This window comes from Variovorax sp. OV329 (assembly GCF_900114785.1).
Taxonomy (GTDB): Bacteria; Pseudomonadota; Gammaproteobacteria; order Burkholderiales; family Burkholderiaceae_C; genus Variovorax.
The window spans coordinates 39,540-60,211 of the sequence record NZ_FOUG01000015.1 but is presented as its reverse complement, the minus strand read 5'-3'; the positions used below and the strand labels follow the sequence as shown (position 1 = coordinate 60,211).

Here is a 20,672-nt window from a genome sequence, read left to right as displayed (position 1 = left end):
GCTACGGGAGCTTCGCCGTCCATCGCTCCCACCAGTGCGGGGGCAGTGAGATGGTTAACTCATCTGCTCCGCCAACGCTGACCGCTTTCTCGTACCAGTCAATCCGGTACGGGACTTCGCCCCAAAATCGTCTGTCCGCAATCACTTCGTTGTTGTCCCCGTGGTACAGGCGCATCCAGTGGAAATCCGGTGAAGTAACTGCATGCTCAAGGCGATATCGCCCATCGGGAGACGCAAATGCCTCGAAGGCATTGTGTTCGATGATCCAACGACGGGCCGACAAGTCAACCGCGCAGAGGAACGTCGTCCCAAGCGCTACGACTGTGGCGAGCACTGCTGCAATGAACGTGCTGGTTTTCAAGGGGGCGCGCGTCATGGCAGCTTCGCGGTCCATCGTTCCCACCAATGTGGGGGCAGCGAGATGGCTGACTCATCGCTTGAGGCCACGTGAACGCTGTCCACGTTCCAATTGATCCGATATGGGACTTCGCCCCAGAAGCGCCGGTCCGCAATGACTTCGTTGTCGCCTTGGCGGTATAGGCGCATCCAGTTGAAATCCGGCGACGTCAGGCCGTATTCGAGGCGATAGCGCCCATCGGGTGAAGTAAAGATTTCGAATGCGTTGTGATCGAGTATCCAACTGCGCGCCAATACGCCACGTCCGTAGAGGAACGCAACGCAGATCGCAATGACCACCGCAAGTACCCCGGAGATGAACGTTCTGGTCTTCATAACACTACCCGGATAGGCGTGACGAGGGTCACCCAACGAAAGTCCGAGTAAGCAATGAAGTCTCCTCCTTGCTGGTGCTTCATCTGCCAGTCCCTGAATGAGCGGTTTCGCACGGGGTGGTAGATCATGTCCTCCAGAAATGTTGCGGGGCGAACCGGCTTCTTGTCGACAACGAGAGGGTAGTCGGCCTCGATAAATTCACTGGCGATCGAGGTGTAGGGGCTGATGACTACCGATCTCCTGTTCCAGTGCCCTAGATATTGGGAAGGTCTTGCGTGGTTGGTGGTGAAGGTGTAGCTGTCCTTCACGTAGAGAGCGATTCCAGTCACAACTGCAACAACGCTCGCTGCAGTTCGTTCGATGTAAAAACGCGAAACGGCTGCATACAAGTTGAAAGCCCCGAGGGCTCCGGTAAGGTCATCCGGAATTCCTTGATTTGTCAGATTCACTCGAAGTTGTTCGGCAATTTTCTGAGAAAGAGATCCATCCACCTGAAGGAACTGGAACTGAAAGTCCCGATGCAGCTCTTCAATGTCCCCATTGCACAGCTGCCAGGTGTGCATGAATCCGTGGCGCTGCCAATAAGGGAGAAGCGCTTTCCTTAACTCTATGTACGCGCTCTGAGTTCGCAACGCGCTGTGCGTATAGAGTTGAGGCGATGGCTCCATCCTGCCGGTCCATCGATCCTTCGTGTAGTAGCTTTGCTCCGTCAGGTTCTCAAACGCGATCCGTGCCCGCTTGTATTTCAGCGCCCAGTCCATGGTGATGATGGACTTGTCGATCATGCTGGGCGGATAGGGTTGGCCGTTCTGGTTCAGGCCTTCCTTCTCGTCCGCTTCGGTCGGCGAGTAGTTCAGTTGCCCCTTGAACCACCTCTCCATCATCGCCGCTGACACCGGCATGTTCAGCTTGCGCATCGTGGCCGGAATGTCCTGGATGTCGACTGGCTTCACCTGGACCGCTGGCGCCGGCGGCGGGGAAGCAGCGGCTACCGATGGCGCCTTCGGTGCAGGCGGCTGCTTCAGCCAGGCTCTGAAGGCGCTGACGCCGTCCACCACCGCCACGACGTTGTTGAAGAATTTCTCATCCTTGGCCGCTTGCTTCTGCGCGCGCGTCAGCTGTACGGGCGCAGGAGGAGGGGGCGGAGGCGGCGCGGGTGGAAAGGCCAGCGTCGGCGGCGGCTTCCCCATGGAAAGGGCCAGGCCCTCGATCTCGCAACGGCAAGCGTGGTTCGCTTCCCAGAACGGGAGCAGGCCGGTGCCCGCCCTCCACGTGGTGGCGTCTTGTTCCTGACTCATTGAGTCCTCCCTGTCTTATCGTTCTATTTCATCACGCCCTTCACGCGCTCGGCCGTCCTGGCTTCACGCGCAGCCTTGTCCCGATCGTGACTCAGCCGTTGCGCGGCCACCCCCTAGAATCTTCCGAAAACGAACAATCGTGCTTTTTTGTGCCGGCGCGTATCGTGACGAGCCCGCCAAGTGCTCGCCGCACCAAGATTCGTCTCATTTTTTCTTCCCATCCAAAGGAACGCAGCATGACCGCTGAATACAAAGTCCACGGCGACGTGGCCGTGATCACCTTGAACAATCCTCCGGTCAACGGCCTGGGCCATGCGACCCGCCTGGGCATCACCGAAGGCCTGGCCAAGGCGCAGGCCGATGCGGCGGTCAAGGCGGTGGTCGTCACCGGCGCCGGCAAGGCCTTCTCGGGTGGGGCGGACATCAAGGAATTCGGCTCGCCCAAGGCGCTGGCCGAGCCCAACCTGCTGTCGGTCATCCTGGCGCTGGAAGCCACCACCAAGCCGGTGGTCGCCGCGATCCACACCGTCTGCATGGGCGGCGGCCTCGAACTGGCGCTGGGCTGCCACTACCGCGTGGCCGCACCCGGCACCAACGTCGCGCTGCCCGAAGTCAAGCTGGGCCTGATCCCAGGCGCCGGCGGCACGCAGCGCCTGCCGCGCGTGCTGGGCGTGGAAACCGCCCTGAACATGATCGTGAGCGGCGAGCCGGTCAAGAGCGAACTGCTTGCCAGCCTGCCGGGCCAGAAGCTGTTCGACAAGATGGCCGCGTCGGCCGAGACCGTGCTGGAAGAAGCCATCGGCTTCGCCAAGGACGTGGCCGGCAAGGGCGGCGACCTGCCGCTGGTGCGCAACCTGCCGTGCAAGCACCCGCAGGGCGACGCCTACTTCCGGTTCGCCAAGAACATGGTGGGCGGCATGTCGAAGAACTTCCCCGCGCCGCTGAAGTGCGTGGACGCGGTTCAGGCAGCCACCAAGATGAAGTTCGACGATGGCATGGCGGAAGAGCGCCGCGTCTTCACGGCCCTGATGTTCACGCCCGAGTCCGCTGCGCTGCGCCATCTCTTCATGGCCGAGCGCGCCGCCAGCAAGATCCCCGACGTGCCGGAAGACACGCCCAAGCGCGAGATCAAAACGGTGGGCGTGATCGGCGCCGGCACCATGGGCGGCGGCATCTCGATGAACTTCCTGAACGCGGGCATCCCCGTCAAGATGCTCGAGATGAAGCAGGAGGCGCTGGACCGCGGCGTCGCCACCATCAAGAAGAACTACGAAGCCCAGGTCAAGAAGGGCAAGCTCAAGCAGGACAAGCTCGACCAGCGCATGTCGTTGCTGTCCACCACGCTCAGCTACGACGACCTGAAGGACTGCGACCTCATCATCGAGGCCGTGTTCGAGGAAATGGGCGTCAAGGAGCAGGTGTTCAAGAAGCTTGACGAAGTCGCCAAGCCCGGCGCCATCCTGGCTTCCAACACCTCCACGCTGGACGTGAACAAGATCGCATCCTTCACCAAGCGTCCGCAGGACGTGGTCGGCATGCACTTCTTCAGCCCCGCCAATGTGATGAAGCTCCTGGAAGTGGTGCGCGGCGAGAAGACCGGCAAGGACGTGCTGGCCACCGTGATGGCCCTGGGCAAGAAGATCAAGAAGACCGCCGTGGTGTCGGGCGTGTGCGACGGCTTCATCGGCAACCGCATGATCGAGCAGTACAGCCGCCAGGCCGGCTTCCTGCTGGACGAAGGCGCCACGCCGCAGCAGGTCGACAAGGCCGTCGAGAAGTTCGGCTTCGCCATGGGCCCCTTCCGCATGGGCGACCTGGCCGGCAACGACATCGGCTGGGCCATCCGCAAGCGCCGCGCCACCGAGCGCGCCGACATGAAGTACAGCCGCACGGCCGACAAGCTGTGCGAACTGGGCCGCTTCGGGCAGAAGACGGGCGCCGGCTGGTACGACTATGCCGCCGGCAAGCGCGACGCCATCCCGTCGAAGCTGGTGGAAGACATGATCGTCGAGCACCGCAAGGAACTGGGCATCACGCCGCGCAAGATCTCCGACGAGGAAATCGTCCAGCGCCTGGTGTTCGCCCTGGTCAACGAAGGCGCGCACATCCTGGAAGACGGCACCGCCTCCAAGGCTGGCGACATCGACATGGTCTACCTCACCGGCTACGGCTTCCCCATCTGGCGCGGCGGTCCGATGCACTACGCCAGCCAGGTCGGCCTGTACAACGTGGCAGCCACCATGCGCCGCTTCGCGCTGAACCCGCGTGACGACGCCGCCTTCTGGCAACCCGCGCCGCTGCTGGCCAGGCTGGCCGCCGAAGGCAAGAGCTTCAGCTGATCGGCGGGACGAGCAAGCACGTGGCAATCGTCAAGCGCATCGTCGTCCTCCTGCTGCTGGCGCTCGTGGCGCTGGCGGCGGTGGTGGGCATCAAGACCTGGCGCACGCCCTCGCGCCAGGTGGCCGTGGAGCCGCTGCAGAAGGCGCCGGTGGACGCGCAGGCCGTGGCCGGACGCCTGTCCGGCGCGGTCCGCTTCAAGACCATCAGCAGCCTGGAAGACCCGCAGGCCAACGCCGCCGAGTTCCAGAAGCTGCACGCCTACCTGCGCGAGCAGTTCCCGGCACTGCACGGCGTCATGAAGCTGGAGGAGCCGGGCGACAACGCGCTGATATACGTCTGGCCCGGCAGCGACCCCAAGGCCAAGCCCATCGCGCTGATGGCGCACCAGGACGTGGTGCCCATCGCCTCGGGCACCGAGGATAAGTGGTCCGTGGAGCCCTTCGCCGGCACCATCAAGGACGGCTACGTCTGGGGCCGCGGCGCCTGGGACGACAAGGGCAACCTGCTGGCGCAGATGGAGTCGCTGGAGATGCTGGCCAAGGCCGGCTTCAGGCCGCAGCGCACCATCTACCTGATCTCCGGCGCCGACGAAGAGGTGGGCGGCCACCGCGGCGCCGAGCGCATCGCCAAGCGCCTGAAGGAGCAGGGCGTGCACTTCGCGTGGATCATCGACGAAGGCCTTCTCGTCACCGAAGGCGTGATGCCTGGCCTGACCAAGCCCGCCGCCCTGGTGGGCGTGGCCGAGAAGGGCTACGCCAGCTTCAAGCTCAAGCTGAACGCGACGCCCGGCCATTCGTCGATGCCGCCGCTGCACGGCAGCGCCATCGGCCAGATGGGCGGCGCCTTGGCCAGGCTGGAATCGCAGCAGATGCCGGCCACCCTGGGCGGCAGCGTGGCGGGCAGCATGTTCGACGCGCTGGCCCCCGAGATGGAGGGCTTCGGCCGCGTGGCCCTGTCCAACCTGTGGCTCTTCGGCCCGGTGGTGCAGAAGCAGTTGGAGGCCAGCCCGGCCAGCAACGCCATGCTGCGCACGACCACGGCCCTGACCATCATCAACGGCGGCAACAAGGACAACGTGATTCCCGGCTACGTCGAGGCCACGGTGAACTTCCGCGTGCTGCCCGGCGACACGCTGGCCTCGGTGCAGGAGCACGTTCACAAGGTGGTGGGCAACGACGCGATCAAGGTGGAGCCGTACCCCGGCAACGCCGAGCCTTCGCCCGTGTCGCCCATGGACGCGCCCGGCTACGCCGCCATCCAGAAGACCATCCGCCAGGTGTTCCCCGAAGGCGTGGTCGCTCCGGGCCTGATGCTGGGCGCCACCGACGGCCGCCACATGGACGGCATATCGGATGCGGTCTACCGCTTCTCGCCGGTGCGTGCCAGGCCGGAAGACCTGCCGCGCTTCCATGGCACCAACGAGCGCATCGCCATCGACAACTATGTCGAGATGATCCAGTTCTATCACCAGCTCCTTCGCAACGCCGGCGCCAGCAGCGCTGCGTCGCCGGGCTGATCCGTTTCCCCCAGAGACAACTTCTCGCTTCTTCAAAGGAACTCACCATGACCAGCGCCGTCATCGTTTCCACCGCCCGTACCCCGCTCGCCAAGAGCTGGAAGGGTGCCTTCAACATGACCCACGGCGCCACCCTGGGCGGCCACGCGGTTCAGCATGCGGTGCAGCGTGCCGGCATCGACGGCGCCCTGGTCGACGACGTCATCATGGGCTGCGCGACGCCCGAGGGCGCCACGGGCTCGAATATCGCGCGCCAGATCGCGCTGAAGGCCGGCCTGCCCATCACCACCTCGGGCATGACCATCAACCGCTTCTGCTCCTCGGGCCTGCAGACCATCGCCACCGCCGCCCAGCGCATCATCGCGGGCGAGGGCGACGTGTACGTGGCCGGCGGCGTGGAGAGCATCTCCTGCGTGCAGAACGAAGCCAACAAGCACATGCTGGTCGACCCGGCGCTGATGAAGCAGAAGCCCGAGATCTACTGGAACATGCTGCAGACCGCCGAGCAGGTGGCCAAGCGCTACGGCATCGGCCGCGACGCCATGGACGAGTACGGCGCCCGCAGCCAGCAGCGCGCCACCGCCGCTCTGGAAGCCGGCAAGTTCAAGGACGAGATCGCCGCCATCACCGTGCTGGCCGGCGTGGCCGACCCCGTCATGGGCCTGCGCACCAAGGAAGTCACGATCGAGAACGACGAAGGCATTCGCGCCGGCACCACCAAGGAAGGCATCAGCGGCATCCGCTCGGCCATCCCCGGTGGCCTGATCACGGCCGGCAATGCCAGCCAGTTCTCCGACGGCGCCGGTGCCTGCGTGGTGGTCAACGAGAAGTTCGCGCAGCAGAAGGGCCTCAAGCCCCTCGGCCGCTTCCTCGGCTTCGCCGTGGCCGGCTGCGAGCCCGACGAGATGGGCATCGGCCCGGTCTTCGCCGTGCCCAAGGTGCTCAAGAACCTGGGCCTGACGGTCGGTGACATCGACCTGTGGGAACTGAACGAAGCCTTCGCCGTGCAGGTGCTGTACTGCCGCGACAAGCTGGGCATTCCGGACGACCGCCTGAACGTCAACGGCGGCGCCATCGCGGTGGGCCACCCCTATGGCGTGAGCGGCCAGCGTCTGACCGGCCACGCCCTCATCGAAGGCAAGCGCCGCGGCGCGAAGAAGGTCGTCGTCACGATGTGCATCGGCGGCGGCATGGGCGCGGCGGGCGTCTTCGAAGTCCTCTGAACCCAGAGACATGCGCGATCAGGCCTGCGCACCGTCGAAAGACGCCGGAGGCCTCGAACCGTCCCGGGGCCCCGAGGAATTTCCTCGCGGCCCCTTTTTTCATTGCTGAGCCATGAACTACCGTTCGACCCTCGACTTCCTCCTCTATGACTGGCTGAAGACCGAAAGCCTGTCCGGCCGCGAGCGCTTTTCCGACCACTCGCGCGAGACCTTCGACGCAGTGCTCGACACCTGCGAGCGCATCGCCCGCGACAAGTACGCCCCGGCCAACCGCACGGTGGACACGCAGGAGCCGCACTTCGACGGCGAGAAGGTGATCCTGCCGAAAGCCACGCACGAGGCGCACAAGGCCTTCGTCGAGTCCGGGATGATGTCCGCCGCGCAGGACTACGACATCGGCGGCATGCAGCTGCCCTACACGGTGCAGGCGGCGGCCAACAGCTTTTTCGCCATGGCCTCGGTGAGCATCGGTTCGAACATGCTCACCAGCGGCAACGCCAACCTGCTGATGGTGCACGGCACCGAGCTGCAGAAGCAGGTCTTCGCGCTCAACGAGTTCTCGGGCCGCTGGGCCGGCACCATGTGCCTGTCCGAGCCGCAGGCCGGATCCTCGCTCAGCGACGTGGCGACGCGGGGGGTGCCGGACGGCGCCGATTTCCAGAGCGACCCGCTGGGCCCGCGCTACCGCCTGACGGGCAACAAGATGTGGATCTCGGCCGGCGACCATGAGCTGACCGAGAACATCGTGCACATCGTGCTGGCGAAGATACCGGACGCCGACGGCAAGCTGGTGCCGGGCACGCGCGGCATCTCGCTGTTCATCGTGCCCAAGAAGATGGTGGACACGCAGGGGCAGCTCACCGGCCAGCGCAACGACGTGGCCCTGGCGGGCCTCAACCACAAGCTGGGCTGGCGCGGGACCACCAACACGCTGCTGAACTTCGGCGAGGGCAAGTACCCGGTGGAGGGCAAGGCCGGTGCCATCGGCTACCTGGTGGGCTCGCCCGGCAAGGGCCTGGCCTGCATGTTCCACATGATGAACGAGGCCCGCATCGGCGTGGGCACCGCCGCCACCATGCTGGGCATGGCGGGCTACTACGCCTCGCTGGAATACGCCAAGAGCCGCCCGCAGGGCCGACCCGTGGGTCCGGAAGGCAAGGACGCCGCCAAGCCCCAGGTGCGCATCATCGAGCACGCCGACGTGCGGCGCATGCTGCTGGCGCAGAAGGCGTACTGCGAAGGCGCGCTGGCCCTGGAGCTGTACTGCGCCCGCCTGGTCGACGAGCAGAAGACCGGCGCCGAGAAGGCCGCCGACGAGGCCCGCATCCTGCTGGAGGTGCTCACGCCCATCGCCAAGAGCTGGCCCAGCGAGTGGTGCCTGGAGGCCAACTCGCTGGCCATCCAGGTGCACGGCGGCTACGGCTACACGCGCGACTTCCCGGTGGAGCAGTACTGGCGCGACAACCGCCTGAACATGATCCACGAGGGCACCCACGGTATCCAGGCGGCCGACCTCCTGGGCCGCAAGGTGCTGATGGAAAACGGCCGCGGCCTGCAGCTGATGGCTGAGCGCGTGCAGGAGACCATCGCCCGCGCCGCCGGCAATCCGCGCCTGGCGGCCCACGCCGAGGCGCTGGGCGCCGCGCTGCAGCAGGTGGCCGATGCCACCGGCAAGGCCTGGTCCACCGGCAACCCGCGCGATGCGCTGATCAACGCGGTGCCCTACATGCAGGCCTTCGGCCACGTGGTGCTGGCCTGGCTGTGGCTGGACGTGGCGCAGCGCTCGCTGGCCCTGGACGGCGACGCCGCGAAGCCGGCCACCGCCGGCCGCGTGGGTGCCACCGACTACTTCTTCCACTACGAGTTGCCCAAGATCGGCGCCTGGCTCAAGGTAGTGGAAAGCCGCGACGCCACCTGCGTGCAGATGGCCGAGGAGGCCTTCTGATGGCGGACGCGGCATCGAAACCCGCCAAGCCCCACGCCAGGCTGGAGACCTGGATCTGGGTGCTGATCTACGGCGGCCTGTTCATGCTCATCCTCGGCATCGTCGCCGGGCGCGAGAACCAGGTGCTCGGCTGGTCGCTGTCCGTGCCCGGCGTGGTCGTGGCGGCAGTCGGCGCGGTGCTGATCTACGTGCGCTCGCGACTCCCGGACACCAAGGCCTGAGGCCCGGAACCCATCCTTAATTTCGAAACGAACACCGGAGACCTTTCCATCATGACTGCTCGCACCGTGCAGCAACTCTTCGACCTCCGCGGCAAGACCGCGCTCATCACCGGCGGCTCACGCGGCCTGGGCCTGCAGATGGCCCACGCACTGGGCGAGCAGGGCGCGAAGATCATGCTCAGCTCGCGCAAGGCCGACGACCTGGAGCAGGCCGCGGCCGAGCTGCAGGCCGCCGGCATCGACGCGCGCTGGATCGCCGCCGACTGCTCGAAGGAAGAAGACACCCGCCGCCTGGCCGACGAGACGCTGGAGCGCATGGGCGCCATCGACATCCTGGTCAACAACGCCGGCGCCAGCTGGGGCGCCCCGGCCGAGGACCACCCGGTGGAAGCCTGGGACAAGGTGATGAACCTCAACGTGCGCGGCTACTTCATCCTGTCGCAGCAGGTGGCCAACAAGTACATGATCCCCAGGACGACGGGGCGCATCATCAACATCGCCTCCATCGCGGGGCTGAACGGCAACCCGCCGGAGATGAAGACCCTGGCCTACAACACCTCCAAGACGGCGGTGATCGGCTTCACCCACACGCTGGCCGCGGAATGGGGCCGTTATGGCATCACGGTGAACGCCATCTGCCCGGGCTTCTTCATGACCAAGCTGGCCGCCGGCCTCATCAAGTCCATCGGCGAGGAGAAGATGGCCTCGCACGCCCCGCTGGGCCGCCTGGGCGACGACGAGGACCTCAAGGGCATCACGCTGCTGTACGCAAGCGACGCCGGCAAGCACATCACCGGCCAGTGGATGGCGGTGGATGGCGGCGTGAGCGTGGTGCTGGGCGCCTGAACGCGAATCCATGTCCGAGACCGACCTCAAGGCCTTCGCCAGCCGCATTCCCTTTGCGCGGCACCTGGGCTTCGACATCACCCGCTTCGAGGGCGGCGAGTCCGAGCTGCGCTACACCGCCAAGCCCGAGCATCTCAACACCTTCGACGTGACGCACGGCGGCGCCTGCATGACGCTGCTGGACGTGACCATGGCCGCGGCCGCCCGCAGCGAGACGCCCGACCTGGGCGTGGTCACCATCGAGATGAAGACCAGCTTCATGCATCCCTCGGTGGGCCCGCTGGTCGCCAAGGGCCGGCTGATGCACCGCACCGCCACGCTGGCCTTCACCGAGGCCACCATCTTCGACGAGCAGGGACGCGCCTGCGCGCATGCCACCGGCACCTTCAAGTACGTACGCAAGCGGCTGCCCACGGGCCCCGCGAGCGCCAACGAACAGCGGCCGCCCTCGACCGACTGAACCATCCGACGTGCAGCGCAACGCTTGCGCCGCGCCGAACCCGAACGATCAAGACAGGAGAACACCATGCCCGCCAACAAGCAGCAACTGCTCGACAACCGCCCCGAGGGCGAGGCCGTGACCAGCAACTTCAAGCTGGCAACCGCCCAGACCCCGGAACTGAAGGACAACCAGGTGCTGGTGCGCCATCACTACCTGAGCCTGGACCCGTACATGCGCGGCCGCATGAACGATTCCAAGAGCTACGCCCAGCCCCAGCCCCTGGGCCAGGTGATGCAGGGCGGCACCGTCGGCGAGATCGTCGAAAGCAGGAACCCCAAGTTCGCCGTGGGCGAGAAAGTGGTGGGCTTCGGCGGCTGGCAGGAATACAGCGTGGTCGACGCCTCGCAGCCGGGCGTGCTGCGCAAGGTCGACACCACCCACGTGCCGCTGTCGCACTACCTGGGCGCAGTGGGCATGCCGGGCGTGACCGCCTGGTACGGCCTCGTGAAGATCATCGCGCCCAAGGAAGGCGAGACCCTGGTCGTCTCGGCCGCTTCCGGCGCCGTCGGCAGTGCCTTCGGCGCGCTGGCCAAGGCGCGCGGCTGCCGCGTGGTGGGCATTGCCGGCGGGCCGGACAAGTGCAAGTACGTGGTGGACGAACTGGGCTTCGACGCCTGCATCGACTATCGCCAGCACCCTGACGCCAAGAGCATGAGCCAGGCGCTCAAGGAAGCCTGCCCCCAGGGCATCGACGGCTACTTCGAGAACGTCGGCGGCTACATCCTCGACGCGGTGCTGTCGCGCATGAACGCCTTCGGCCGCATCGCCCTGTGCGGCATGATCGCCGGCTACGACGGCCAGCCGCTGCCGCTGGCCAACCCTTCGCTGTTCCTCATCAGCCGCTTGAAGCTCGAAGGCTTCATCGTGAGCGAGCACATGGAAGTCTGGCCCGAGGCGCTGAAGGAACTGGGCACCCTGGTGGCCACCGGCAAGCTGCGTCCGCGCGAATCGATCGCCCAGGGCATCGAGTCGGCGCCCGAGGCCTTCCTGGGCCTGCTCAAGGGCCGCAACTTCGGCAAGCAACTGGTCAAGCTGGTCTGACAGCATCAACGGGCGCGCAGCCCAGGAAGGAAGCGACGTGGCCGACCTGATCCTCCATCACTACCCGACTTCGCCCTTTGCCGAGAAGGCCAGGCTGATCCTGGGCTTCAAGAAGCTGGCCTGGAAGTCGGTGCTCATTCCGCAGATCCAGCCCAAGCCCGACGTGGCGGCGCTCACCGGCGGCTACCGCAAGACGCCCATCCTCCAGATCGGCGCCGACATCTACTGCGACACGGCCCTGATCTGCGACGTGCTGGAGCACCTGGCGCCCGCGCCGGCCCTGTACCCGGCGCAGGGCAAGGGCCTGGCACGCACGGTGGCGCAGTGGGCCGACAGCACGCTGTTCTGGACCGCCATGGCCTACAACTTCCAGCCCAAGGGCGCGGCCGACCTCTTCGGCAAGGCGCCGCCCGAGATGGGCAAGGCCTTCGCCGAGGACCGCAAGGCGATGAGCGTGAACATGACGCGACTGCGCCCGCTGGACGCCATCGCCGCCTACAAGTCCTACCTGCGGCGCATCTCCGACATGCTGGAGGGCCAGCCCTTCGTGCTCGGCGATGCGCCCACGGTGGCCGACTTCTCGCTCTTCCATCCGCTGTGGTTCACCCGCGTGCGCACGCCCTCGATGGCCGGCATCCTGGACCATACGCCGGCGGTGCTCGAATGGATGGAGCGCATGGCCGCCATCGGCCATGGCGACATGGAGAAGTTCGACTCGGCCAGCGCCATCCAGGTGGCGGCGGCCTCGCAGCCCCACAGCCTGCTGGTGGACAGCACCTTCCAGGACGACCACGGCATTGCGCTGGGCAGCCTGGTGACGGTGGCCAGCGAGAGCTTCGGCCCCGAGCCCACCGAGGGCGAGTTGATCGCCGCCACACGAACCCATTTCAGCCTACGCCGCCGCGACGAGCGCGCGGGCACGGTGCACGTGCACTTTCCCCGAATCGGCTACGTACTTCGAAAAGTGGAGACCCCTGCATGATTTCTGACTTCAAGGGCAAGACCGCTGTCCTCACCGGCGCCGGATCGGGCTTCGGCCTGGAGTGCGCCCGCATCGGCGCCGCGCGCGGCATGAACCTGGTGCTGGTGGACGTGCAGCAGGACGCGCTGGACGCGGCCCGCGCCGAGATGGAGAAGGCCGGCGCGCAGGTGCTGGCACGCAAGGTCGACGTCTCGGACGCCGTCCAGATGGAAGCGCTGGCCGCCGCGGTCAAGGAGCGCTTCGGCGCGCCGCACTTCGTCTTCAACAATGCCGGCGTGGGCTCCGGCGGCCTGGTGTGGGAGAACACCGTGGCCGACTGGAACTGGGTGCTGGGCGTGGACCTGATGGGCGTGGTGCACGGCATCCGCCTGTTCGTGCCCATGATGCTGGAGGCTGCCGCCAAGGACCCCTCGTACCGCGGCCACGTCACCAACACCGCCAGCATGGCGGGCCTGCTGACACCGCCGAACATGGGCATCTACAACGCGGCCAAGGCGGCCGTGGTGAGCCTGACCGAGACCCTGTACCAGGACCTGCGCCTGGTCACCGACCAGGTCGGCGCCAGCCTGCTGTGCCCGTACTTCGTGCCCACCGGCATTGCGGCCAGCGGCCGCAACCGTCCGGGCGCCCTGGCCGACGAGAAGCCGACCAAAAGCCAGATCATCGGCAAGGCCATGAGCGAGAAGGCGGTCAGCAGCGGCAAGGTGACGGCCGCCGAGGTGGCGCAGAGCGTGTTCAACGCCATGGAGAACGACCAGTTCTACGTCTACAGCCACCCCAAGGCGCTGGGCAACGTGAAGGCCCGAATGGAAGGCATCGTGGCCGGCACCAACCCGGCCGATCCCTTCTTGGAGCGCCCGGAGATCGGCGAGCAGCTGCGGGCCGCCCTGCGCTCGGCCTGATCCGCGTCCGCCGCGGGGCAGGGCGCGGGCATCCGGGGGACGCGCCTACGCACGAGGCCGCCGGAATCGGTTAGGGTTCGGCCCTATGCAGGAAGTCCCCGACCTCATCGCGTGCGAAGGCTGCGACGCGCTCTACGAGCGCCCCCGGCTGCGCCCGCGCGAAGCCGCGCACTGCCCGCGCTGCGGCACGCTGATGGAACGCGGCTGGGGCCGCGCGCACGAGCGGATGCTGCCGCTCACGGTGGCCTGCCTGATCCTCTTCGCCATCGCCAACCTGTTTCCCATCGTCGAGATCCAGCTGCAGGGCCTGAGCAGCGAGACCACCCTGGTCGGCGCGGTGGTGCAGCTGACCCACGGCGGCGTGTCGGAAGTCGCGCTGCTGGTCCTGGCCACCACCATCCTCTTTCCGCTGGCGCAGCTGTGCATCCTGTTCTACCTGCTGGTGTCGATCACCACGCGCGGGGTCCGGCCGGCGGGCTTCAACATCCTGGTGCGCGCCATGCAAGTGCTGCGGCCCTGGGGAATGATCGAGGTGTTCCTGCTCGGGGTGCTGGTGGCCATCGTCAAGCTCTCGGGCATGGCACGGGTGATTCCGGGTGCGGCGCTGTGGGCCTTCATGGTGCTGACGGTGCTGCTCACCGCGGTGCTGGCCTTCGAGCCCAAGGCCTTCTGGCGCATCGTCTTCGCGCGCGAACAGGCGCGCGAGGATCAGACCAGGCCATGAGCAGCGCCGCGCCCAGTCCCGCTGCCGGCGTGGCAACCGCCGCCGGCCGGGGGCTGCTCTCCTGCCACCACTGCGGCACCGTCTGGCGCGACGCGCAGGTACACGAGCCCTGCGGACGCTGTGGCACCCGGCTGCACCGGCGCAAGCCCGACAGCATCAACCGCACCTGGGCGCTGATCATCTCCGCGGCCATCCTCTACCTGCCGGCCAACCTGCTGCCGGTGATGATCACGCGCAGCATCTTCGGTGCGCAGTACGACACGATCATGAGCGGCATCATCTACTTCTGGGTGTCGGGCGCCTGGGGGCTGGCGGCCATCATCTTCATCGCCAGCTTCCTGGTGCCGCTGTTCAAGCTCGCCGCCCTGGCCATCATGGCCTGGTCGGCCGGGCGCCGCAGCCCGTGGCGGCGGCAGGAGCGGGCCACGCTCTACCGCATCGTCGAGTTCATCGGCCGCTGGTCGATGCTGGACGTCTTCGTGGTGTGCCTGCTCTCGGGGCTGGTGCACATCCAGGGTTTCGCCGAGATCTCGGCCGGGCTGGGCATCGCCGCCTTCGCCGGCGTGGTGGTGCTGACCATGCTGGCCTCGCTGAGCTTCGACCCGCGGCTGACCTGGGACGAAGCGCCGGTGGAAGACAATACGCCGAGCGCCGCCGAGGCGATCGACACGACGAGGACCGGAAAGACCGCATGAGCGCAGACACCCCGCCGCCCACCCCCGACGCACTGCCCAGGCCGGCCGTGACGCGGCGCCGCAACTGGCTGCCATCGCTGATCTGGCTCATCCCCATCGTCGCGGCCCTGGTCGGCCTGTGGCTGGTGGCCAAGATCCTGCGCGAGCGCGGGCCCGAGATCTACATCAGCTTCGTCACCGCCGAAGGCCTGGAGGCCGGCAAGACCGCCGTGCGATACAAGGACGTTCAGATCGGCACGGTGGAGACCATCCGCCTGGCGCGCGACCGCTCGCACGTGTCGGTCAAGGTGCAACTCAAGAAGGAAGCCGAGGGCTTCACGGCCGCCGACACGCGCTTCTGGGTGGTGCGGCCGCGCTTCGACACCTCGGGCATCTCGGGGCTGAGCACGCTGTTCTCGGGCGCCTACATCGGTGCCGACGCCGGCGAGTCCGAGGAAACGAAGGAAGATTTCACCGGCCTGGAGCAGCCGCCCATCATCACGCGGGGCGCGCAGGGGCGGCAGTTCGTGCTGCGGTCCAAGGACGTGGGTTCGGTGGACATCGGCTCGCCGGTGTTCTATCGCCGCATCCGGGTGGGGCAGGTGGCTTCCTACCAGCTGGACGGCGACGGCCGCGGCGTGACGCTGCGGGTGTTCGTCAACGCGCCCTACGACAAGTTCATCGGCGTCAACACGCGTTTCTGGCATGCCAGCGGCGTGGACCTGCAGCTCAGCGCCCAGGGCGTGGCGATCCGCACCCAGTCGCTGGCCACCATCGTGCTGGGCGGCATTGCATTCGCGGCGCCCGACGACGAGATGGGCCCGACCGCGGCCGAGAACACCACCTTCGCGCTGGCCGAGGACGAGGGACTGGCCATGCGCGAGCCCGACGGCGAATCGCGCCACATGCTGCTGTACTTCAACCAGTCGCTGCGCGGCCTCACGCCAGGCGCGGCGGTGGACTTCCGCGGCATCGTGATCGGCGAGGTCAAGTCCATCGGCGTGGAGTTCGACAGCGAGCACCGCGAGTTCCGCATGCCCGTGTTCGTCGAGATCTACCCCGAGCGGCTGCGCCGGCGCGCGCACGAGAAGCAGGAAGACAGCCGCTGGACGCCCGAGCAGCGCATCCGCTGGCTGGTCAACAAGGGCCTGCGGGCGCAGCTTCGCACCGGCAACCTGCTGACTGGGCAGGTGTACGTGGCGCTGGACTTCTTCCCCAAGGCGCCGGCCGCCAAGGTGGACATCGACAAGTCGCCGCTGGAACTGCCCACCGTGGCCAACAGCCTGGACGACCTGCAGGCGCAGGTGCAGGAAATTGCGTCCAAGATCAACAAGGTGCCCTTCGAGCAGATCGGCCAGGACGCGCGCACGGCCATGGCCTCGCTGGACAAGACCCTCAAGAGTGCCGAGCAGCTGGCCCGCAACCTGAACAACGACGTGTCGCCCGAGATCACCGCTGCCATGAAGGACGTGCGCAAGACGCTCAACACGGCCGAGCGCACCATCGCCAGCGACTCGCCCCTGCAGCAGGACATGCGCCAGACCCTGCAGGAGCTGAGCCGCGCGGCCGCCTCGCTGCGCATCCTCACCGACTACCTCGAGCGGCATCCCGAGTCGCTCCTGCGCGGCAAGCCGGAGGACACCAAGAAATGAGCATGGACAAGAACAACAAGAACGGGACTGACCTGGCCCGCGTAGCCCTGGCTGCCGCGTGCCTGGGCCTGCTGGCGGCCTGCGGCGGCACGCCGACGCGCTACTACACGCTGGCCGAGACGGCCGGCACCGCGGGCGTGGTGCGTCCCACCGCCGACAACGCGGCGCTGGCGATCGAGATGGCGCCCGTCGCGCTGCCCGAGCGCTTCGCGCGGCCGCAGATGGTGGTGCGGCGCGACGGCGGCCTGCTGGCCAGCGAGAAGAAGTCGCAGGAGGTGTCCCAGGCCGAGGTGGAGGTGCTGGAGCAGTCGCGCTGGTCCTCGTCCTTCGAATACGAGTTGCGCGATGCCCTGGGCGCCGGCGTCGCGCGGCGGCTGTCCGCCTTCGACGCCACGCAGGCCGGCCGGCCGCGCGGCTTGACTGTCTACCGCATCGCCGTGCAGCTCAGCCAGTTCGACGCGGTGCCCGGCGATCGCATCGACACCGCCTTCGGCTGGAGCATCCGGCGCGGCGACGGCGACGCGCTGCTGACCTGCCATGTGCAATTCAGGGAGGCGCTCACCGGAGGGTTGGACGGCGTGGCCATCGGCGCCCAGCGCATCACCAGCCGGCTGGCCGACGAGATCGCCCGCAACGTGTCGGCGCTGGCCGCCAACCAGGGCGCGCGCTGCCCGGCGGCCTGAGCCTCATCCGGCACCAGGCGCCTTCGCCCAGGGCAGCTGGCCGTTGTAGCGCTCCAGCATCTGCGCGTTGCCGCGCAGGAAGAAGTCGGGCCTGACCGAGTTGGCCGTGTTGCCGGCCATGTAGTCCACCGTGTGGCGGTAGGTGCTGTCGTAGTCCGGCGCGATGCGGCGCAGCGCGTGGCAGATGATGCGGTCCACGCCCGGCTGCCCGGGCTGGCGGAAGCGGTTGAACCACAGCGGTACCACCTGCACCGCCAGCAGCCGCGGCAGGAAGTAGCAGTTGACGTCCACCATGTAGTCCTGCTCGTTGAGCACGCTGGGCCAGCGGCCCAGGCTTTCGCAGTCGTCGCGGCAGACGAAGCGGTGCTCGCGGTCGACGATGTTGCGCAGCGCGTAGCTCCACTGGCGGCCTTGCTGGCAGGCCGCGAGGCAAGTCTCGATGTGCTCGGGTGCCAGCGTGTTGTCGTCGTCCAGGAAGGCCAGGTACTCGCCCTTGGCGACGAAGGTGCCGGCGCCGTAGATGCGATGGCCGTTCCAGCGGTCCTTGCCGGTGGAGTAGGGCAGCTGGACCAGGTCGATGTGGCCCCGGTCAGCGTGCCTGCCGACGATGGCCCGGGCCTGCTCCCAGGTCTGCGGGCCGTCGGCCATCACCAGGTGCTGGATGTTGCGGTGCGTCTGCGCGGCGACCGACTCAACACAGCGCGCCAGCAGCGGGTTTCCGCCGTGCGCCGTGACCACGGTCACCAGCGGCTGCTGTTGCTGCGTCGGGTGCTGCGAGGGCGGCTGCGGCGTCATCGGTGGCGCCAGTGTAGGACGGCAGGGGCACCTCGGCGCGGGTCAGCGAGAACAGGTCCTTCGGGTCCGCCAACTGCGGCACCAGCGCGATGTCGCGGCCCAGGCCATGCAGCTGCAATTGATCATGCAGGTAGCGCAGGGTGGAGAAGTCTTCGAGCGCGAAGCCGACCGAATCGAACAGCGTGACCTGCGTTGATGACTCGCGGCCAGGCGCTTCGCCAGCCAGCACGCGCCACAACTCCAGCACCGGGAAGTCGGCCGGCATCTGCTGGATCTCGCCCTCGATGCGCGTCTGCGGCTCGTACTCCACCACCACCCGCGCACCCTGCAGGATGCCGGCGTGCAGCTCGGTCTTGTCCGGGCAGTCGCCGCCCACCGCGTTCAGGTGCATGCCGGGCTCGATCATGTCGGGCGTGAGGATGGTGGCGCGGCGCTTGTCGGCGGTCAGCGTGCTCACGATGTCGGCGCCGCGCACCGCCTGGACCACCGACTCGCAGCCCACCAGGCGCAAGGCCGGGTAGGGCGCCAGGTTGCGCATCAGGCGGGCGGTGGCCTGTGGATCCACGTCGAACAGGTGGATCTCATCGATGCCCAGGTGGCAGTGGAAGGCCAGGGCCTGGAATTCGGCCTGTGCGCCGTTGCCGACCATTGCCATGCGGCGGGCGCCCGGCCGTGCCATGGCCCACGCGGCCAGCAGCGAGACGGCGGCGGTGCGCAGGGCGGTGGACAGCGTCATCTCGGACAGCAGCAGCGGGTAGCCGGTTTGCACATCGGCCAGCACGCCGAAGGCCACCACCGTGGACAGGCCCCGAGCCGGGTTGCCCGGGTGGCCGTTGACGTACTTGAAGGCGTAGCGGCTGCCGTCGGAGGCCGGCATCAGTTCGATCACGCCGCCCGGCGAATGGTTGACGACCCGCGCCTGCTTCTGGAACTGCGGCCAGCGCAGGAAGTCGGCATGAAGCGCTTCGGCCAGTTCGCCGATGAAGCGCGGCAGGCCGATGCGGCGTATCAAGCGGGACAGTGTGGGCAGGTCCGCGAGATGGGTCATGTGCTTCTCCCTGGAGGCATCCGAAGATTGGCATTGTTGGCCGAAGGGGTGCCAGAATGAAGACCGCAACTTGGCAACTTTGCTGGCGGCCTTGGCAGATCGCCAGCTTCGCTTGGCAAAACGCCATGGACGACACCGACCGCCAACTCATCTCGCTGCTGCGCGACAACGCGCGGATCTCGGTGGTGGAACTGGCCCGCAAGCTGCGGGTGGCGCGCGCCACAGTACAGAACCGCATGGGCCGGCTGGAGCGCGAGGGCATCATCGTCGGCTACACGGTGCGGCTGCGCCCCGACAGCGAGCAGCACGGAATCCGCGCGATGATGAGCATCGCCATCGATGGCTACCACGGTGAAGCTGTGCTGCGCCTGCTGCGCGGCCATCCGGCGGTGGTGGCGCTGCACACCACCAACGGCCGCTGGGACCTGATGGCCGAACTGCGGGCCGACACCCTGGAATCCTTCGATGCGCTGCTCAATTCGATTCGCGCCATCGAGGGCATCGCGAACACCGAGACGAGCATCCTGCTGTCCACGCACAAACTCTGAAGTACTGGATAAACATACAGTCTTCAACTATAGTGTCCCCATGACACGCGAAGACTGGATTGCCGCCTGCGCCCACCACCTGCAGCTTCACTGGCGCACCGTAGACCCCGAAGAGCTGGGCCAGGTGGCCGGCGAACTGTGGGCGGACGAGCGCTTGCGCGCCATGCCGCCGGCGGAGGCTGCGCGCACCTGGCTGCAGCCCATCGCCACCGAGCACCGCTGAGCTCAGCCAGCCAACTCGATCCACACAGGCGCGTGGTCGCTCGCGCCTTCCAGGCCGCGCACCGCGCGGTCCACGCCGGCGTCCTGCAGGCGCGGCTTGAGCGAGGGGCTCAGCAGCAGGTGATCGATGCGCAGCCCCGCATCGCGCGGCCAGCGATTGCGCAGGTAGCTCCAGAAGCTGTAGTGCGGCGCCTTGGGGTGGCACTGGCGGACGGCGTCGGTCCAGCCTTGCTTCAGGAGGCGCGCATAGGCGGCCCGGGCTGAAGGCTGCACCAGCGCGTTGTCGCGCCAGGAGTCCATCGAATAGATGTCGAAATCGGTCGGCACCACGTTGTAGTCGCCGGCCAGCACCACCGGGTGTCCGGTGGCCAGTAGCGAGGCCGCATGCGCCTGCAGGCGCTCGAACCAGGCCATCTTGTAGTCGTACTTGGGCCCAGGCTGCGGGTTGCCGTTGGGCAGGTAGAGGCAGCCGACCACGATGCCGTTGATGGCCGCCTCCAGGTAGCGGCTCTGCTTGTCCGCCGGATCGCCGGGCAGGCCGCGGCGCGTTTCCAGCGGCATCGCGTCCTTCGCAAGGATGGCCACGCCGTTCCAGGTCTTCTGGCCGTGTACCAGTGCCTCATAGCCCAGGGCGCGCAGGCGCTCGTGCGGGAAGTCGGCCGAACTGCACTTGAGCTCCTGCAGGCAGGCCACGTCCGGCCGCGTCACGTCCAGCCAGGCCAGCAGCTGCGGCAGGCGCGTGATCACGTTGTTGACGTTGAAGGTGGCGATGCGCATG

22 protein-coding genes are annotated in these 20,672 nt (G+C 67.2%); 16 read left to right on the top strand and 6 right to left on the bottom strand.

Going from position 1 to position 20,672, the window contains the following annotated elements:
* Nucleotide 1 precedes the first annotated feature (1 nt).
* The 3 genes from BM345_RS29815 to BM345_RS21915 are packed head-to-tail and all read right to left on the bottom strand — an operon-like array spanning nucleotide 2 to nucleotide 2,030.
* Nucleotides 2-394 (bottom strand): hypothetical protein, encoded by a 393-nt coding sequence (locus tag BM345_RS29815; protein WP_175545110.1) that lies wholly within the window; start codon nucleotides 392-394, stop codon nucleotides 2-4.
* Nucleotides 373-732 (bottom strand): hypothetical protein, encoded by a 360-nt coding sequence (locus tag BM345_RS29810; protein ID WP_139237582.1) that lies wholly within the window; start codon nucleotides 730-732, stop codon nucleotides 373-375. Before BM345_RS29810 ends, BM345_RS29815 begins: the two co-directional genes overlap by 22 nt.
* Nucleotides 729-2,030 (bottom strand): DUF6402 family protein, encoded by a 1,302-nt coding sequence (locus tag BM345_RS21915; protein ID WP_093383628.1) that lies wholly within the window; start codon nucleotides 2,028-2,030, stop codon nucleotides 729-731. Before BM345_RS21915 ends, BM345_RS29810 begins: the two co-directional genes overlap by 4 nt.
* A 236-nt stretch (nucleotides 2,031-2,266) precedes the next feature.
* On the opposite strand from BM345_RS21915, the gene BM345_RS21910 reads away from it, so the two are divergent.
* The 14 genes from BM345_RS21910 (at nucleotide 2,267) to BM345_RS21845 (ending at nucleotide 17,281) form a co-directional block, all read left to right on the top strand.
* Nucleotides 2,267-4,369 carry a 3-hydroxyacyl-CoA dehydrogenase NAD-binding domain-containing protein gene (locus tag BM345_RS21910; RefSeq protein WP_093383626.1) on the top strand — a complete coding sequence of 701 codons (2,103 nt, stop codon included), beginning with the start codon at nucleotides 2,267-2,269 and terminating at the stop codon, nucleotides 4,367-4,369.
* A 26-nt stretch (nucleotides 4,370-4,395) separates the two neighbouring features.
* Nucleotides 4,396-5,886: a M20 family peptidase gene (locus tag BM345_RS21905; protein WP_093383828.1), complete on the top strand. Its 1,491-nt coding sequence runs from the start codon at nucleotides 4,396-4,398 to the stop codon at nucleotides 5,884-5,886.
* 47 nt (nucleotides 5,887-5,933) lie between these two features.
* A complete protein-coding gene (locus tag BM345_RS21900) occupies nucleotides 5,934-7,109 on the top strand; it encodes an acetyl-CoA C-acyltransferase (RefSeq protein ID WP_093383623.1) in 1,176 nt (391 codons plus the stop codon).
* A gap of 112 nt (nucleotides 7,110-7,221) precedes the next feature.
* The gene (locus tag BM345_RS21895; RefSeq protein WP_093383621.1) at nucleotides 7,222-9,054 is read left to right on the top strand and encodes an acyl-CoA dehydrogenase; all 1,833 of its coding nucleotides are present in this window, start codon (nucleotides 7,222-7,224) and stop codon (nucleotides 9,052-9,054) included.
* Nucleotides 9,054-9,275 (top strand): hypothetical protein, encoded by a 222-nt coding sequence (locus BM345_RS21890; RefSeq protein ID WP_093383618.1) that lies wholly within the window; start codon nucleotides 9,054-9,056, stop codon nucleotides 9,273-9,275. The genes BM345_RS21895 and BM345_RS21890 overlap by 1 nt, the downstream gene beginning before the upstream one ends.
* A 51-nt stretch (nucleotides 9,276-9,326) precedes the next feature.
* Nucleotides 9,327-10,121, top strand: a complete 795-nt coding sequence (locus BM345_RS21885; RefSeq protein ID WP_093383616.1) for an SDR family oxidoreductase — start codon at nucleotides 9,327-9,329, stop codon at nucleotides 10,119-10,121.
* A gap of 10 nt (nucleotides 10,122-10,131) precedes the next feature.
* Nucleotides 10,132-10,581 carry a PaaI family thioesterase gene (locus BM345_RS21880; RefSeq protein WP_093383614.1) on the top strand — a complete coding sequence of 150 codons (450 nt, stop codon included), beginning with the start codon at nucleotides 10,132-10,134 and terminating at the stop codon, nucleotides 10,579-10,581.
* Between the two features lie 66 nt (nucleotides 10,582-10,647).
* Nucleotides 10,648-11,664 carry an NADP-dependent oxidoreductase gene (locus BM345_RS21875; RefSeq protein ID WP_093383611.1) on the top strand — a complete coding sequence of 339 codons (1,017 nt, stop codon included), beginning with the start codon at nucleotides 10,648-10,650 and terminating at the stop codon, nucleotides 11,662-11,664.
* Nucleotides 11,665-11,701: 37 nt separating this feature from the next.
* Nucleotides 11,702-12,646 (top strand): glutathione S-transferase family protein, encoded by a 945-nt coding sequence (locus tag BM345_RS21870; RefSeq protein WP_093383609.1) that lies wholly within the window; start codon nucleotides 11,702-11,704, stop codon nucleotides 12,644-12,646.
* Nucleotides 12,643-13,548, top strand: coding sequence for an SDR family oxidoreductase (locus BM345_RS21865; RefSeq protein ID WP_093383606.1), 906 nt, complete (start codon nucleotides 12,643-12,645; stop codon nucleotides 13,546-13,548). The genes BM345_RS21870 and BM345_RS21865 overlap by 4 nt, the downstream gene beginning before the upstream one ends.
* Nucleotides 13,549-13,633: 85 nt before the next feature.
* Nucleotides 13,634-14,272 (top strand): paraquat-inducible protein A, encoded by a 639-nt coding sequence (locus BM345_RS21860; RefSeq protein WP_093383604.1) that lies wholly within the window; start codon nucleotides 13,634-13,636, stop codon nucleotides 14,270-14,272.
* Nucleotides 14,269-14,967: a paraquat-inducible protein A gene (locus BM345_RS21855; protein WP_093383601.1), complete on the top strand. Its 699-nt coding sequence runs from the start codon at nucleotides 14,269-14,271 to the stop codon at nucleotides 14,965-14,967. Before BM345_RS21860 ends, BM345_RS21855 begins: the two co-directional genes overlap by 4 nt.
* Entirely contained in the window at nucleotides 14,964-16,598 is a 1,635-nt protein-coding gene (locus BM345_RS21850; protein WP_093383599.1) for a PqiB family protein, read from the top strand. The genes BM345_RS21855 and BM345_RS21850 overlap by 4 nt, the downstream gene beginning before the upstream one ends.
* On the top strand, nucleotides 16,595-17,281 hold the full coding sequence (locus tag BM345_RS21845) for a PqiC family protein (RefSeq protein ID WP_254789890.1): 687 nt from the start codon (nucleotides 16,595-16,597) through the stop codon (nucleotides 17,279-17,281). Before BM345_RS21850 ends, BM345_RS21845 begins: the two co-directional genes overlap by 4 nt.
* A 3-nt stretch (nucleotides 17,282-17,284) precedes the next feature.
* Here the strand turns inward: BM345_RS21845 and BM345_RS21840 are convergent, their stop codons facing one another.
* Nucleotides 17,285-18,025, bottom strand: coding sequence for a glycosyltransferase family A protein (locus BM345_RS21840; RefSeq protein WP_175545109.1), 741 nt, complete (start codon nucleotides 18,023-18,025; stop codon nucleotides 17,285-17,287).
* A complete protein-coding gene (locus BM345_RS21835) occupies nucleotides 17,973-19,124 on the bottom strand; it encodes an ornithine cyclodeaminase (protein ID WP_093383591.1) in 1,152 nt (383 codons plus the stop codon). The genes BM345_RS21840 and BM345_RS21835 overlap by 53 nt, the downstream gene beginning before the upstream one ends.
* A 125-nt stretch (nucleotides 19,125-19,249) precedes the next feature.
* Between BM345_RS21835 and BM345_RS21830 the strand changes: the two genes are divergently transcribed.
* Nucleotides 19,250-19,672, top strand: coding sequence for an Lrp/AsnC family transcriptional regulator (locus tag BM345_RS21830; RefSeq protein WP_093383589.1), 423 nt, complete (start codon nucleotides 19,250-19,252; stop codon nucleotides 19,670-19,672).
* A gap of 40 nt (nucleotides 19,673-19,712) precedes the next feature.
* On the top strand, nucleotides 19,713-19,895 hold the full coding sequence (locus tag BM345_RS21825; protein ID WP_093383587.1) for a hypothetical protein: 183 nt from the start codon (nucleotides 19,713-19,715) through the stop codon (nucleotides 19,893-19,895).
* A gap of 2 nt (nucleotides 19,896-19,897) precedes the next feature.
* Here the strand turns inward: BM345_RS21825 and BM345_RS21820 are convergent, their stop codons facing one another.
* The gene (locus BM345_RS21820; protein WP_093383584.1) at nucleotides 19,898-20,671 is read right to left on the bottom strand and encodes an exodeoxyribonuclease III; all 774 of its coding nucleotides are present in this window, start codon (nucleotides 20,669-20,671) and stop codon (nucleotides 19,898-19,900) included.
* Nucleotide 20,672: the final 1 nt, after the last annotated feature.

What these genes read in the sequence shown, in the direction of transcription:
- BM345_RS29815 (WP_175545110.1), bottom strand. Translation starts at nt 394, where the DNA reads ATGGACCGCGAAGCTGCCATGACGCGCGCCCCCTTGAAAACCAGCACG.
- BM345_RS29810 (WP_139237582.1), bottom strand. Translation starts at nt 732, where the DNA reads ATGAAGACCAGAACGTTCATCTCCGGGGTACTTGCGGTGGTCATTGCG.
- BM345_RS21915 (WP_093383628.1), bottom strand. Translation starts at nt 2,030, where the DNA reads ATGAGTCAGGAACAAGACGCCACCACGTGGAGGGCGGGCACCGGCCTG.
- BM345_RS21910 (WP_093383626.1), top strand. Translation starts at nt 2,267, where the DNA reads ATGACCGCTGAATACAAAGTCCACGGCGACGTGGCCGTGATCACCTTG.
- BM345_RS21900 (WP_093383623.1), top strand. Translation starts at nt 5,934, where the DNA reads ATGACCAGCGCCGTCATCGTTTCCACCGCCCGTACCCCGCTCGCCAAG.
- BM345_RS21895 (WP_093383621.1), top strand. Translation starts at nt 7,222, where the DNA reads ATGAACTACCGTTCGACCCTCGACTTCCTCCTCTATGACTGGCTGAAG.
- BM345_RS21890 (WP_093383618.1), top strand. Translation starts at nt 9,054, where the DNA reads ATGGCGGACGCGGCATCGAAACCCGCCAAGCCCCACGCCAGGCTGGAG.
- BM345_RS21885 (WP_093383616.1), top strand. Translation starts at nt 9,327, where the DNA reads ATGACTGCTCGCACCGTGCAGCAACTCTTCGACCTCCGCGGCAAGACC.
- BM345_RS21880 (WP_093383614.1), top strand. Translation starts at nt 10,132, where the DNA reads ATGTCCGAGACCGACCTCAAGGCCTTCGCCAGCCGCATTCCCTTTGCG.
- BM345_RS21875 (WP_093383611.1), top strand. Translation starts at nt 10,648, where the DNA reads ATGCCCGCCAACAAGCAGCAACTGCTCGACAACCGCCCCGAGGGCGAG.
- BM345_RS21865 (WP_093383606.1), top strand. Translation starts at nt 12,643, where the DNA reads ATGATTTCTGACTTCAAGGGCAAGACCGCTGTCCTCACCGGCGCCGGA.
- BM345_RS21860 (WP_093383604.1), top strand. Translation starts at nt 13,634, where the DNA reads ATGCAGGAAGTCCCCGACCTCATCGCGTGCGAAGGCTGCGACGCGCTC.
- BM345_RS21855 (WP_093383601.1), top strand. Translation starts at nt 14,269, where the DNA reads ATGAGCAGCGCCGCGCCCAGTCCCGCTGCCGGCGTGGCAACCGCCGCC.
- BM345_RS21850 (WP_093383599.1), top strand. Translation starts at nt 14,964, where the DNA reads ATGAGCGCAGACACCCCGCCGCCCACCCCCGACGCACTGCCCAGGCCG.
- BM345_RS21845 (WP_254789890.1), top strand. Translation starts at nt 16,595, where the DNA reads ATGAGCATGGACAAGAACAACAAGAACGGGACTGACCTGGCCCGCGTA.
- BM345_RS21835 (WP_093383591.1), bottom strand. Translation starts at nt 19,124, where the DNA reads ATGACCCATCTCGCGGACCTGCCCACACTGTCCCGCTTGATACGCCGC.
- BM345_RS21830 (WP_093383589.1), top strand. Translation starts at nt 19,250, where the DNA reads ATGGACGACACCGACCGCCAACTCATCTCGCTGCTGCGCGACAACGCG.
- BM345_RS21825 (WP_093383587.1), top strand. Translation starts at nt 19,713, where the DNA reads ATGACACGCGAAGACTGGATTGCCGCCTGCGCCCACCACCTGCAGCTT.
- BM345_RS21820 (WP_093383584.1), bottom strand. Translation starts at nt 20,671, where the DNA reads ATGCGCATCGCCACCTTCAACGTCAACAACGTGATCACGCGCCTGCCG.